This window comes from Bradyrhizobium elkanii USDA 76 (assembly GCF_023278185.1).
GTDB classification, from domain to species: Bacteria; Pseudomonadota; Alphaproteobacteria; order Rhizobiales; family Xanthobacteraceae; genus Bradyrhizobium; species Bradyrhizobium elkanii.
The window spans coordinates 344495-357339 of the sequence record NZ_CP066357.1; the positions used below are offsets into that span (position 1 = coordinate 344495).

At 62.3% G+C, this 12845-nt stretch carries 9 protein-coding genes and 6 pseudogenes; 5 read left to right on the top strand and 10 right to left on the bottom strand.

Annotated elements, in window-relative coordinates; genetic code table 11:
• Positions 1 to 96 precede the first annotated feature (96 nt).
• Together JEY66_RS44745 and ltrA are read left to right on the top strand one after the other, a co-directional pair.
• Positions 97 to 621, top strand: a pseudogene (locus JEY66_RS44745) (IS630 family transposase); the annotation flags it as partial.
• 394 nt (positions 622 to 1015) lie between these two features.
• On the top strand, positions 1016 to 2491 hold the full coding sequence (ltrA, locus tag JEY66_RS44750) for a group II intron reverse transcriptase/maturase (RefSeq protein ID WP_011084718.1): 1476 nt from the start codon (positions 1016 to 1018) through the stop codon (positions 2489 to 2491).
• 98 nt (positions 2492 to 2589) lie between these two features.
• On the opposite strand, the gene JEY66_RS44755 is transcribed toward ltrA, so the two are convergent.
• The 8 genes and pseudogenes from JEY66_RS44755 to tnpC (JEY66_RS44790) form a co-directional block, all read right to left on the bottom strand.
• Positions 2590 to 3939, bottom strand: a complete 1350-nt coding sequence (locus JEY66_RS44755; protein WP_018273862.1) for an IS701-like element ISBj6 family transposase — start codon at positions 3937 to 3939, stop codon at positions 2590 to 2592.
• A 74-nt stretch (positions 3940 to 4013) separates the two neighbouring features.
• A pseudogene (locus tag JEY66_RS44760) lies at positions 4014 to 4796 on the bottom strand (IS5-like element ISBj2 family transposase).
• 144 nt (positions 4797 to 4940) lie between these two features.
• Complete coding sequence (locus JEY66_RS44765; protein ID WP_224518127.1) at positions 4941 to 5702, bottom strand: DUF2169 domain-containing protein; 762 nt, start codon at positions 5700 to 5702, stop codon at positions 4941 to 4943.
• 23 nt (positions 5703 to 5725) lie between these two features.
• Positions 5726 to 6052: pseudogene (locus tag JEY66_RS44770) on the bottom strand (transposase domain-containing protein); the annotation flags it as partial.
• A 39-nt stretch (positions 6053 to 6091) separates the two neighbouring features.
• Complete coding sequence (gene tnpB, locus JEY66_RS44775; protein ID WP_041483025.1) at positions 6092 to 6457, bottom strand: IS66 family insertion sequence element accessory protein TnpB; 366 nt, start codon at positions 6455 to 6457, stop codon at positions 6092 to 6094.
• Positions 6438 to 6910 (bottom strand): annotated as a pseudogene (gene tnpA, locus JEY66_RS44780) (IS66-like element accessory protein TnpA). Before tnpA (JEY66_RS44780) ends, tnpB (JEY66_RS44775) begins: the two are co-directional and overlap by 20 nt.
• Positions 6911 to 7074: 164 nt before the next feature.
• Positions 7075 to 7665, bottom strand: coding sequence for a UPF0149 family protein (locus JEY66_RS44785; protein ID WP_018273867.1), 591 nt, complete (start codon positions 7663 to 7665; stop codon positions 7075 to 7077).
• A gap of 29 nt (positions 7666 to 7694) precedes the next feature.
• A pseudogene (gene tnpC / locus JEY66_RS44790) lies at positions 7695 to 9255 on the bottom strand (IS66 family transposase).
• Positions 9256 to 9416: 161 nt separating this feature from the next.
• Here tnpC (JEY66_RS44790) and tnpA (JEY66_RS44795) point away from each other — a divergent pair.
• From tnpA (JEY66_RS44795) to tnpC (JEY66_RS44805), 3 genes are all read left to right on the top strand, one after another.
• Positions 9417 to 9857, top strand: a complete 441-nt coding sequence (gene tnpA / locus JEY66_RS44795) for an IS66-like element accessory protein TnpA (RefSeq protein ID WP_035693717.1) — start codon at positions 9417 to 9419, stop codon at positions 9855 to 9857.
• Positions 9838 to 10191: an IS66 family insertion sequence element accessory protein TnpB gene (tnpB, locus tag JEY66_RS44800; RefSeq protein WP_018270214.1), complete on the top strand. Its 354-nt coding sequence runs from the start codon at positions 9838 to 9840 to the stop codon at positions 10189 to 10191. The genes tnpA (JEY66_RS44795) and tnpB (JEY66_RS44800) overlap by 20 nt, the downstream gene beginning before the upstream one ends.
• 100 nt (positions 10192 to 10291) lie before the next feature.
• Positions 10292 to 11890 (top strand): IS66 family transposase, encoded by a 1599-nt coding sequence (gene tnpC, locus JEY66_RS44805; RefSeq protein WP_018270215.1) that lies wholly within the window; start codon positions 10292 to 10294, stop codon positions 11888 to 11890.
• Positions 11891 to 12000: 110 nt separating this feature from the next.
• On the opposite strand, the pseudogene tnpB (JEY66_RS44810) reads toward tnpC (JEY66_RS44805), so the two are convergent.
• Both tnpB (JEY66_RS44810) and tnpA (JEY66_RS45680) read right to left on the bottom strand, forming a co-directional pair.
• Positions 12001 to 12336 (bottom strand): annotated as a pseudogene (gene tnpB, locus JEY66_RS44810) (IS66 family insertion sequence element accessory protein TnpB); the annotation flags it as partial.
• Positions 12337 to 12466: 130 nt separating this feature from the next.
• Positions 12467 to 12772, bottom strand: a complete 306-nt coding sequence (gene tnpA, locus JEY66_RS45680) for an IS66-like element accessory protein TnpA (protein ID WP_018273869.1) — start codon at positions 12770 to 12772, stop codon at positions 12467 to 12469.
• Between the last annotated feature and the right edge of the window lie 73 nt (positions 12773 to 12845).

The following is a 12845-nucleotide window of genomic DNA, read 5'->3' on the forward strand; positions in this document are numbered from 1 at the left end:
GCAAAGGCCGGACATATGACCGCACCGTTCCAATGTGTGAAATCGACTGAAAAAGCTCTTGCCTCGCGGGCCGTTCCACATATGGGGGCAAGGTCACCGCCAAAGCCAGATCGGCTCGAACGTTACGACTACGAATATCGGCGCAATGGAACGGTCAACCTGTTCGTTCTCCTCGACGTGCATCGCCCATGGCGGAAGGTCAAGCTAACCGAGCGGCGAACGGCGAAAGACTATGCCCAATGCATGCGGGAACTCGTCGACATCCATTATCCCGATGCCGAGATCATCCGCGTCGTTCAGGACAATCTATCGACCCACTCAGCCGGCGCCCTGTATCAGACGTTCCCGCCCGCTGAAGCACGGCGTATCCTGCGGCGGATCGAGTTCCACTACACCCCCAAGCACGCAAGCTGGCTCAATATGGTCGAGATCGAGATCGGCGTCTTGCGGGGACAGTGCCTCGACCGCAGGATCGACGACCCAAAGCGGCTGCGCCACGAAATCTCCGCCTGGGAACGGCAGAGAAACGCAGCACGCGCTCGCATCAAATGGATGTTCAGAACAGACAGGGCTCGCGCTAAAATGGGACGCGCCTACCCAGATACTGCCAAAGAGTCATAATCTCTGTGCAGAGGTACTAGCACTACTTTGGGTGCGCCGGGAGACCGGCAAGGAGGAGATGGTGAAAGTCCATTGCGATGAAGGTGTAGCGAACCACATCGGCCCCGAGCCGTGCGCAGGCGTCCGCGAGGGTGTCGGCGAAGCGTCGGTAGGGGAGCATGCAGGCCAGCCATTGAGCCGCGAAACAGTGTTATCTCGGGAGCCGACGCTGTCCAAAGAGCGGAAGGCAACATGGATGAGTGCGCAATTGCGAGCACCCGTCCAACCCGGCGTGGTCGTAGACCCTGGCATGCATGGAAGCTCCTTGTACGGGAACCGGGATATCTCCGGGTCGGCCATCTTCCTCCTCGGAGGAGGTGGTCCGCAGCGGGAAGGCGAGGAGCCGTAGCCGCTGATGCATGACACGGAGAAGTCTGACTCTGGCATAGTAGCTGAGAAGCCGACGAACAAAGCTGGATTACTGGCGGCGGAGTGGGCGGAGCCAAGGCCGGGGACCAAGGGAAACGCGGAACAGCAGCGCATGCACCGGACACAGGGCCGGGCTCGCATGACCCAGTCGCTGGACCGCGTACGGACAGCCGCAAGGCTGAGGAAGAAGGACCGGTTCACCGCGCTCTTTCACCACATCAATGTCGATACACTGCGGGCGGCGTTCTTTGCGCTCAGGCGTAGGGCTGCTCCCGGAGTGGATGGCATGACGTGGCAGGACTACGAGGAAGATCTCGAGCCCCGGCTCGCCGATCTGCACAAACGGGTCCAACGAGGAACGTACCGCCCGCAACCGTCTCGCCGGACGTACATACCAAAAGCAGACGGCAAGCAGCGTCCGTTAGCGATCGCGGCTCTCGAAGACAAAATCGTCCAGGGGGCCACCGTCATCGTGCTCAACGCCATCTACGAAGGAGACTTCTGTGGCTTTTCCTACGGGTTTCGGCCCGGCAGAGGACCACATGATGCGTTGGACGCGCTCTGCACAGCGATCGAGACGCGGCAGGTGAACTGGATCATTGACGCCGACATCCAAAATTTCTTTGGCGCAGTCAGTCAACCTTGGCTGGTTCGCTTCTTGGAACATAGGATCGGCGACAAGCGCATCATCCGCCTCATTCAGAAATGGCTGAAGGCGGGTATTCTCGAAGACGGCGTCGTAACCGCTGATGACAGGGGAACGGGTCAAGGTTCGGTGATTTCACCGCTCCTTGGCAACATCTACCTGCACTACGCTCTCGACCTGTGGGCCAAACGCTGGCGACAGCGCGAGGTCTCCGGCGGCATGATCATCGTGCGTTACGCGGACGATGTAGTAGTCGGCTTTGAGCGCGAGGATGACGCACGTCGTTTCCTTGACGCGATGCGCGCGAGACTGGAGGAGTTCGAGCTGACGCTCCATCCGGCCAAGACCCGCCTGATTGAGTTTGGTCGCCATGCGGCGGCTCAACGCAAGCAGCGCGGACTCGGAAAGCCGGAAACCTTTGCGTTCATGGGGTTCACGTTTATCTGCGGCAAATCACGCCGAGGGCGCTTCCAGCTTCAACGGAAGACCCGTGGCGACCGCATGCGAACCAAACTCCGCGAAATCAAGGAGGAGCTGAGGCGCCGAATGCACTGGCCGATCCCTGCACAGGGGAGATGGCTGAGGCAGGTCTTGACCGGCCACTTTGCGTACTTTGCTGTTCCGACGAATGGCCGAGCGCTCAATGCGTTTCGGTTCTACCTGACCGATCTCTGGAGGCGTACGCTTCGGCGGCGCAGTCAGCGGACCTGTCTGACCTGGGATCGCATAACGCAGATCACCGACGACTGGCTTCCCAAGGCTCGCATCCTTCATCCATGGCCGAAGCTGCGCTTCGCCGTCAAACACCCGAGGTAGGAGCCCGGTGCCTTAATTGGGCTCGCCGGGATCTGCGCGGGGGGCGCCCAGTGATGGGTGTCCCTACCGCGAACAGAATGTGTTTTGGCCGCTGTTTTTCAAGGATTTGCTTTCGGCAATATGGGCATTGCTGAGGCGGCGGCCGAAGGATGAGATCGACGATGGCGTGGCGTACGGCGGGCATGGTTGGTTGAGGCGGAGGCCCGTTGATTCTTTTTTTTCCGCCCCGCGTATGCGAGGCGACGATGTTGCAGGAAGGCGTAGGCAATCATTGTCATAAGGGCGTGGCGATGAAGACCTTGCCATGATCGCCCTTCGAAGTGATCAAGTCCAAGCTCCTCCTTCAACTGTTGATGCGCCTGCTCACAAATCCACCGTGCCTTGATGGTGGCGGCCAGCGTGCGCAGATCCGTCGTCGCCGGAAGATTGGCGAGATAGTATTTCCTCTCCCCGGAGGCACGTTGCTCGCCAATGAGCCAGGCTTCGTCGCCTGGGAGATGCTGCTGACCTTTATCCCATATCCGCTGCGGAGGGCCGTCGGCGGTGCGGACACGGAGAGCAGCAAATCGGGCTTTGAGCCGACCTTTCGTCCCGCTACGCCAACTCACGGTTTTCCATTTGGCGCTGGCCAGCATTTGTTCTGCCGCAATCGATAAGATATCGGGCACGTGGTGCTTTCGTGGTTTGCCACGGACTTTGGTGATCGGCCAAATGAGCTTCACATCGACGGGATACACTTTCTGGTGCCGAGGGATACCGACCGCCCAGGCCAGCCCGCGCTCTGTTAGCCCTTGTCGAAACGGTGCGCTGAGGCCGTATCCTGCATCCGCCAGCACACATCCAAAGCGCATGTTGGCTGCCATCGCGCGGTCAATCTCGGCCAAAGCGATCTCCGGCTTGGACCGTGGCGTTCGGTGTTCGACTGGCACGCGAGCGCGCTTCAAACGGGGCATGTCGCTTGTCCAGCTGTCAGGCAGAAAGAGACGTAACGCGACCATCACTGGCACTTCGCCGCGCGCAAGCGTTAAAGACACCAGCGTTTGGCAATTTGCAGTTTTACCGAGAGCCGATGCGTATTGCGCCGCAACACCGACCGATCGCTCACCCTTCTTCGGCAGTGAGGTGTCATCAATAACCAGCACCGCATCCCTGCCGCCGACAAGTCGGTCCGCCTGATTGAGCAGTTCTGTCTCCAGCGGCGTCGCGTCCCAGACACCGTCCGCAATGAAATGGTGCAACTGGTCGTAGTTGCTCGTGGCAAGGCGTTCCGCCATCGGCTGAACGCTCTTGCGATCGCCAGGACCGATCAATCCCGCAACATACAGAGGACACATCCGCTGCCGGGTCTTATGACCCAGCCGGTCCAAGAACGGCATCAGCCAGCGTTCGAGTTCGTCTTCCCATCCCGGCATGGTCAGCCCTCCAAGAGCCGACCACCCATGAATCATTGAAAAATTGATTCGGGAATCCTATAAAACGCGGCAAAATCAACAATCTGCCAAAGTAGTGCTAGGGTCCAGACTCAATTGAGCCAATATGCGACGAGAGCGGCGAGATGAACAGCGGCCCAGAAATTACGGGCGAGCTTGTCATATCGCGTGGCGATGCGCCGGAAGTCCTTGAGCCTGCAAAAGCAGCGTTCGATGACATTTCGTCCTTTGTAGGCGCGTTTGTTGAAGCGATGGATGACGACACGGTTAGATTTATTGGGGATTACGGGCTTGGCGCCACGACGAATGATTTCGCCGCGAAGCTTGTCGCCATCATACCCTTTGTCGGCGAGGAGCACGCTCATGGGTGGCGCGAGCGCCAGGACATCGGGAGCCGCAGCGATATCGGCATCCTGGCCTGGAGTCAGATGCAGGACGACCGGCCGGCAGAGCGGATCGCTCAGCGCATGGATTTTTGTCGTGCGGCCTCCGCGCGAGCGGCCGATTGCTTGATTGTGCTCCCCCCTTTTCCGCCGGAGGCACACCGGTGAGCTTTAATCGAGGTCGAGTCGAGCGACAGTACGACGCCGTCTTCGCCAGGCTTGGCCAGCGCTTCGAAGATTGCGCACCATCGTCCTCGCTTGGCCCAGCGATTGAAGCGATTGTAGATCGTCGTGTAAGGGCCGTATTCACGTGGACAATCACGCCATCGTGCACCCGATTGCAGCATGTGAATGATGCCGCTGACGATGCGTCGGTCGTCGTCCCGATCCGGCCCCGTCAGTCCCCTCGGCAGATGCGGTTCGATACGCGCCCATTGCCTGTCGTTCAGCCAAAACAAACCAGCGCGCATTCTCTCGCCCCCGAATCAACACGTAGGCAAGAGAATCACGTGGCGCTATTTAGGTACAGACCCTAGTTCGATCTCGCCACGCTCGAGTTCCTCCGGAAACAGTTCCGGAACGCTCGACGGTTCGATCGACGATATCTCGATCGTCGGGCGCAGCGAAGGCGGAAGCTCAACGCGCGCGAGTTCCTGATCTAGGGCCCAGCGCATGGAGGCCAGCCGCCGGGCTGCGCGCTGTTCGGCCCAGATGCCGACGCCGCGCTGCGCGGCGTTCGCGTTCGGCAGCCGAAATCTCGGGAGTAAGTTGATGTTCCGAAAAGGCATGCCGTGCGGCGCTCGCCGGGTCGAGCCGCAGCTGCCGAACTTTCAGATAATGATCGAACGGCCGCGCGGGGTCGCCTTGTTGCTCGTAAGCGACCATAATGTCGCCAATGTCGCTGCCATCCAATTCCTCCACGGCGATCGTGGTGCGGTAGATCATGACGCCGCGGCGGGCTCCGGCGAACAGCCACAGGGTATCGATGCGCGTCTGCAGTTCTGTGACGCCACGTGTCGCATCGCGCCAGCCGATGAAGCACCGCACGCGAAAGGTGGGCAGGCGGCCTTCGATCAACGGATGCTCGGCAGAGAAGTTCTGCAGCGCGTAGGGTTCTCCGCCGCAGATGAAGCCGCTCATGCGTTGGTCTGGCGGAGCGAAGAGAAATAGCCGCGGATCGGCGTCGGCCGCCAGAGCGGGCGCAATTGATCGCAGCCACGCGCTGTCATAGGTGCCCGCGTATTGTAAGCGCTCCTTATCGTCAACCGCAATTGGTCCGAAGGTTGCGGATGGCGCGGTAGACTCAATCAACTGAATCGCATGCTCGGGGCTTTCTACGTTGGGCAGGGCCACCAGTTCGCCGGCCCTACTGCGGCGGAGCGCCTGACCGTGATCCACGCTCAGGAGCGGGGAAGGCCGAAGACGCGCTCACGCGGCAGGTTCGCCGGCAGCGGCCTGCGGCCGCGCTTCTTTCCCGTTGTGTTTTCGACGGGTGGCAAGCCCGTGTCCGGAAGTTCGGCGATATTGTTCGTTTCACTGCCGGCGTCATCCTCATCGGCGGCCTGCTCGGCTTCATTGAAGAGACGATCGACGTGCTTTTCGCTGCGTGGCGCAAAACGATGCAGGCGTGCCAGCGCCAGTTCTTCCTCGAGTTTGACGACGCGGTCGGCGAGTTGATGGTTCTCCGCCTGCAGCGCAGCAGTGCGCGCCAACAGCACTTCAACACTCGGATCGCCGGTTCGATTCATCGGATTCTTGAATCTGAACCGTACCGACGCGTCAACCGCTCAACTCGAGAGCTCAGCCGGCAACCTGATAGTGCCGCACCGGATGGCGGACCATCGCATCGATATCGATGCCATCAAGAATCCAGTGCAATTGCTCGGTCGTAAGCCGGCGACCGCCTCCTGGCGGCGCGGCCATCGGAACTTGTCCTCGGTCAGCCGCTTCAGGACCAGCACAAAGCCGGACCGGTCGAAGAACAGCAACTTCATCCGGTCGCAACGGCGATTGCAGAACGCAAAAACCGCCGGCGTGAATGGATCGAGCGCCATCGTCTCCTGGACCAGGACCGCAAGGCTGTTGATGCCAGCCCGGAAGTCGATCGGCTCACGGTGCAGATAGACCTGCAGGTCACCGCCCAGTCTGAACATGGCCCAGTGCTCCGATGATCGCCGTCAATGCATCCACATCGCCGCATTCCAGCGCGAGCTTCACGCCGTTCGGCAGCGACACGCTCACTTTGGCCGGAGAATAAAAAGCTGGAGTCCCTTTGGGTTCCGAACCTCCACTTCATCGCAAGTCGCCGGCAAATCCACCGTCGCCACGCTGTCTTGCCGCGACAGGGCTCGATCGGCGGCCCCCTCAAGCTGAACCGGGATGAACGCCGGGCGTGAGGACGGCGGCAGCGACCTGGCTGCGGTGTGCTTCTTGATCCACTTCCGAAGCAGGTTCGCGTTGACCCCATGTTCGAGTGCAAGCCTCGATACCGAAACCCCAGGCTCAAGGCAGGCCGTCACAAGACGCTCTTTCGATGCCGCCTCGTAGCGCCGGCGACCGTTCCGGCCAACAAGCCTGACCCGCACTTTCTGATCATCCGCTGCCATCACAAGGTGTCCACCTATTTTGGTGGACACCTCGCATCAGAGCACTCAAAAGCAAAAGGTGCGGAGAAATTCGTGCTTAGACTTGTAGTGATAGGTCGATCGGTCAAACTCGATCGCGTCACAAGGCCTTGCGTAACCGGTATGAGCTCCCACGTCGGCGGTGATCAGCGTGCGCGTGCATAGCGGATCGGCATCCAGTATTGGCGCATGGCCTCGACGGCTGCGGGAATATCGAGGTGGGCGTTGCGCAGAGAGGCGCGGGTCTCGCGGCCGGTCCGTGGCGGTCCGAGCAGCGGACCGGCCTGATCGTCGCGACAGTGCAGCAGAATAGGCAGCAGCAGGCGGTGATTGACGTTGCTGGCGTCCAGCAATGGCGCCCACGCCGACAGCCTGAGCCGCATCGCGGCGTAGAATCCCTGGCACCATGGTCGCGGATCGACGTCGCCGTTGGGTTGACGCCGGTGCATCGGGGCGAACTGGTTAGGCGTGGTGGAAAGGATCCGGCTGATCTCGTTATGACGCAGCGCGACGGCGGAGAACGCAGCGAACTCCGGGGTACCGCCGTGGTTGAAAGCATCGGCATCGATGGCAAGCAGTGGGCATATCCAATCGAGCGGGCTCATCGACGCCGGTCCGGCCACGATCGCGGCGACGTAGCCGTCGAGCATGGGGAGACTGGTGGTGGCGGGATGCTGATCGAGGCGAGCCTGGAGCCATTGCTCGAGCTCCGCAAGCGGCATGGCGGCGGCCGCCATCGACGATGAAGCTTTAGGGCGACGTGGGCTCATGCTGCAGCCTGTGCGATGCGCTCACGCGCCCCCTTCCAGTTCCAGACGAGCAGCTCGTGGAGCTGGTGGCTCTTGGTTCGTCCGGAGACAATCCGCTCCAGCACGTCCGTCAGATAGATCTGAGGATCGAGTTCATAGAGTTTTGCCGTGTTCACGATCGACGAGAGAATCGCCCAGCTCTCGGCGCCGCCTTCGCTGCCGCTGAACAATGAGTTGCGTCTTCCCATGGCAATCGGGCGCATGGAACGCTCTACCGTGTTGGAATCGACCTCGACGCGGCCGTCGCGGAGAAACAGCGTCAACCCGTCCCAGTGATTGAGTGCATAGTTGATCGCCTCCGCCAGCTTCGACTGCGAGAAGAGCTGGCCAACCATTGTGGTCAATCGTGCCTTGAGCGCCTCCATCAACGGAGCGGTCCTGGCGCGACGGACGGCGAGCCGCTGCTCGGCGCTCGAGCCGCGGATCTCGGCTTCGATCGCATAGACCGCCTGCAGGCGTTCGATCACCTCGCGCGCGAACGGCGACTGCGTCGTCTTGAACACTTCGACGAACTTACGTCGGGCATGAGCAAGACAAAAGGCGAGCTGGATCTCGCCGCCATGATCGCGGGCGAGCGCCTTGTTGGCGGCATAGCCGTCCACCTGCAGAATGCCGGAAAAGTCCGTCAATTGTCCGGCGATCTGCTCCGTGCCCCGGCCGGCCGCGAACACGTAGGCAACCGCCGGCGGCGAGGGCCCGCCCCATGGTCGGTCATCCATGGCATGCGCCCAGAACTGGCAGATGCGGGTGCGATGTCGCCCGGGGTCGAGCACCGGCATCGGCGTCTCGTCGCAGAACACGCGCGGCGCGCTCTGGATCGTCCTCAGCTGAAGCTCAAAGAGGCTTTTGAGCCACCAGGCGGTACGCCTCACAGCTGGCGAGCGTCGCGCGGTCGAGCTGGATGCCCTAGCCGGCCAAGATCTGCACCTGCCGGTACAGCGGCAGATACCAGGCGAACTTCTAGACCACCACGTGGCTCATGAGTGCGGTCGAGGCCATGCCGCTCTCGATCAGCCGCGGCAGCGCCTTCGCTTGGACCACACCATCGGTGCAGCTGCGGCAGCCATATTTGGGACGGATCGTGCGCAGCACCCGCAGGATCGCCGGGATGATGTCCAGCACCTCGGTGACGTCCTCGCCGATCTTGTGGAGCTGACCCTGGCAGCACGGGCAGGCCGTCGCCTCCGGCTCCAGCACCTGCTCGCAGCGCGGCAGGTGCTTTGGGAGTGCGCCGATGTTGCGGCGCGCCTTCTTCCGCGGCGGCTTGCCAAGCGGCTTCGCCGCTGCCGCATCGTCGTTGGCAGCGGCAGGTGGCGTGGCGTCGGTCTCGAGATCGCCCAGCTCGAGCGCGAGTTGCTCGTCCACGAGCACCGCAAGTCGCTCCGAGCGCTTCCCGAAGATCATCTCCTTGAGCGTCTGCATCGCCACACGCAGCTTCTCATTCTCGGCGTCAAGCGCGAGCACCATCTCGGTCAGAGCTGACGGATCGGTCGGGAGAGCGTCGGGGCGAATCGCCATGACCAGACGATACATCCGCGCGCGACACGCTCCAGCGAAATCCTCACCTCTCAGCCGACAACGGCCGGCTGCTTCACAGTAAGCGCTCCTTTCTACGCACCTATGCAGTTGAGCGCGGGGATGGGATGAGGTGTCCACCATGAACGAGGTGGACACCATCGATGATCACTCCAGAAGAACTTTTGAGACTTGAGACGGTCGGCGTGTTGCGCAATGGGCGGCGTCGCTATGATCCGGCCAGCAAACAGCGGCTGGTCGAGGCCTGTCTGCAGCCTGGCGTGTCGCTGGCGGGGCTGGCGTTGCAACACGGCGTGAACGCGAACCTGCTGCGCAAATGGGTGGCCAAGCGACAACGTCAGAACGGGGATGGCCAGCCGGAGGCGCCGATTGCGCCAGCCTTTGTTCCGGTTCGCGCGCCGTCGCCGTCGCCAACTCGATCTGCTGGCGCGATCGCGGTTTGCGCGACGGAGCGATCCTGTGCAGGGCGGCTGACGGCATCGATGCCCAACGGCGTGACGCTTTCGCTGGAAGGCGGCGACGCGCAGTTGCTGTCGGCGGTGATTGAAGCGCTGGGGCGTTGCGATGTTCCGGCTGGCGTCTGATCTTCGGGTCTACCTTCACCGCGAACCGATTGACTTCCGGGCGGGCATCAACAGCCTGGCGATCGTGGTCGAGCAGTCGATGGGGCTGGATCCGTTCCAGCGCGCGGTGTTCGCGTTCTGCAATCGTCGCCGCGACCGGATCAAGCTGCTGATTTATGACCGGTCAGGATTTTGGATGCTGCTGAAGCGGCTGGAGGCCGACAGATTCCACTGGCCCCGAAGTCAGGAGGCGGTGCTGACGCTGACGACGGAGGAGCTGCACTGGCTGCTTGACGGCATCAACATCGCGGCGGTGCGTCGTCATCCGGTGCGGCAATATCACAGCGTGGGCTGAGCGTGTTCGATGCGGGCGGCGTCATCAGCGCTATCGGATGACGCCGGCCACCGCATGGAACTCGGTTGACGCGGCGGCATGACTTCGATTCAAGACTACGATGAGTCGCAGGCCCACGACGCACGAGCTGGAAGCCTTGATCGCGGCGCACGCGGCCGAGCTCGCGGCGCTGAAGGCGGAGAACGAGAAACTCGCGCAACGCGTCCTGCATCTTGAGGAGCAGTTGCGCCTGGAGCGCTTGCGCCGCTACGCGCCGAAGAGCGAAAAGCTCAAGGAGCGCATCTTCAACGAAGCCGAGCAGGCCGCCGCTGAAAGCCGGGACGACGACGATGTCGAGGCGGTCGCCGTGCCGGACACGGGATTGCCGGAGGCTCCAAAGCCGGCACCGAAGACACGCGGCCGCAAGCCGCTGCCTGACGATCTGCCGCGCCAACGCGTCGAACATGATCTGGGTGAGGATCAAAAGGACTGTCCGTGCTGCCGCAATCGGATGCATCGGATGGGCGAGACCGTCACCGAGCAGTTGCACGTCGAGGTGAAGGCGTCAGTGCTGCAACATGTGCGGTTCAAATATGCCTGCCGTCACTGCGAGCGCACCGCGCTGAACACCCCGATCGTGACCGCGCCGATGCCGGCGCAGCCGCTGCCGGGTAGCGTCGCCACGCCATCGACGCTGGCGCTGGTGCTCGCCAACAAATACGTCGACGGCACGCCGCTGTACCGTGTGGCGGACGCGCTGGGGCGCGCCGACGTCAGCATCAGCCGCGGGACGCTGGGCAACTGGGTGATCCGGGCGAGCGAGTTGCATCTGCATCGGGTCTATGACGCGCTACAGCAAAAGCTCAGGTCGCAGCCCCTGGTCCACGGCGACGAAACCTGGGTCCAGGTTCTGAAAGAGGACGGCCGGGATGCGCAGGCCAAATCCTTCATGTGGGCCTATCGCAGCGGCCAGGACTGCGCGCAGCCGGTCGTGCTGTTCGATTACCAGCCCGGTCGCGGCCAGGAACATCCTCAGGCCTTCCTGGCCGGCTATCGTGGCTTGTTGATGAGCGACGGCTATGACGCCTGGGGCACGCTGACAGGCGCGACCCATCTTGGCTGTATGGCGCATGCGCGCAGGAAATTTACCGATGCGCTCAAGGCCAGGAAGACGCCCGGCGGTCCGCCATTGCAGGCGCTCAAGTTCTTCGAGGCGTTGTATGAGGTCGAGAGGGTGGCGCGCCAGACGCCGCCCGACGACGAAACGCGCGCCGCATACACCTTGCGGCTGCGCCAGCAGCATAGCCTGCCGGTATTGGCCGCCTTCCGGACCTGGCTCGACGACCAGGCGCCGAAGGTCCTCCCCGAAAGCTTGACCGGCAAGGCGATCGCCTATGCGCGCAACCAATGGGATTATCTGACCCGTTACACCAGTGACGGTCTCGCCCCGATCGATAACAATGTTCTGGAGCGCGACATCAGGCCGTTTTGCACCGGACGAAAAAGTTGGCTGTTCAGCGACACCGTTGCCGGCGCCAAGGCAAGCGCCGTGATCTACAGTTTGGTGCTGACATGCCGGGCATGCGGCGTCGATCCCTATGCATGGCTACGTCACGCGCTCACCGAATTGCCCCAGCGCGCGCCAGACGCCGATATCGAAGATCTGTTGCCGTTCAACTGCACCGCTCAAAAAAACCTGCCAGCTGAGAATAGCGGCTGACGTTCGAACGCTCAGGTCAACCAAGCCGTTCCGATGACACTGCTGGGGCCCGGCGTCACGCGACGCCGCGGCCAGCCGCGCGCGTAGCCTGTGCGGTAAAATACGCGCTTACGCTTCACAGGCTTGGGGGAGACACGCGTCCACTCGAGCCCGTCGACCAGCATCGCGAGCTGCGTCGCACTCAAATGCACCGCGCCGTCGCGGATCGGCGGCCAGGTGAAATGCCCTTCGTGCAACCACTTCGTTACAAGCACCATGCCGCTGCCGTCCCACGCCAGCAGCTTCACTCTGTCGGAACGTTTGGAACGGAAAACGAAGACGGTGCCGTCATAAGGATTCGTGTGTAACGCTTCGCTCACCAGCGCCGACAGCGTGTGCACCGACTTGCGAAAGTCGACCGGCTGGGACGCCAGCATCACCTTGAGGTCGGGCCGCAGCGCTATCATCGACCGCCTCTGAGCACCGACAGCACCGTGCAAAGCGTCGCAGCATCCACTTCTCCCTCGACGCGAATGCGCGCCCCACTCACCTCGATCTCGACCACCCCACAGGCCCTGGTCGGCGGCGCGGTCACCTTCAAGGGCCTCGCTTGCGCCGAGGCTGAGAGAGCTGGCCGCTCTCGGCGCCAATCTGGATCGGCACGAAGCTCGGCGCCTTGCCGGCCATTGCCGTAATCTGGCGTCGCCACACCGTGAGCAGCCCGCGGGAAACGCCGTTGCGCCGCGCTACCTCGGAGATGTTCGTGCCTTCCTCAAAACTCTCCGCCACGATCCGGGCCTTCTCCTCGCCCGTCCATCGTCGCCGCCGGCGCTCCCGGGTGATCACCTCGACACGACGATAGGAGTCACCTTCCTGCCTGGCATCAAGCATGGCATTTACCATCGATCCACCTCCTCCAATCAGCTCATGCCAGGCTCTATCGCGCGCAACCCCACAGAGGGCTAGGTGGGGGCCT

Coding starts and splice junctions, on each gene's coding strand:
- ltrA (WP_011084718.1), top strand. CDS start 1,016: ATGCATGACACGGAGAAGTCTGACTCTGGCATAGTAGCTGAGAAGCCG.
- JEY66_RS44755 (WP_018273862.1), bottom strand. CDS start 3,939: ATGATTCATGGGTGGTCGGCTCTTGGAGGGCTGACCATGCCGGGATGG.
- tnpB (WP_041483025.1), bottom strand. CDS start 6,457: ATGTTCAGACTGGGCGGTGACCTGCAGGTCTATCTGCACCGTGAGCCG.
- JEY66_RS44785 (WP_018273867.1), bottom strand. CDS start 7,665: ATGGCGGCCGCCGCCATGCCGCTTGCGGAGCTCGAGCAATGGCTCCAG.
- tnpA (WP_035693717.1), top strand. CDS start 9,417: ATGATCACTCCAGAAGAACTTTTGAGACTTGAGACGGTCGGCGTGTTG.
- tnpB (WP_018270214.1), top strand. CDS start 9,838: ATGTTCCGGCTGGCGTCTGATCTTCGGGTCTACCTTCACCGCGAACCG.
- tnpC (WP_018270215.1), top strand. CDS start 10,292: ATGAGTCGCAGGCCCACGACGCACGAGCTGGAAGCCTTGATCGCGGCG.
- tnpA (WP_018273869.1), bottom strand. CDS start 12,772: ATGGTAAATGCCATGCTTGATGCCAGGCAGGAAGGTGACTCCTATCGT.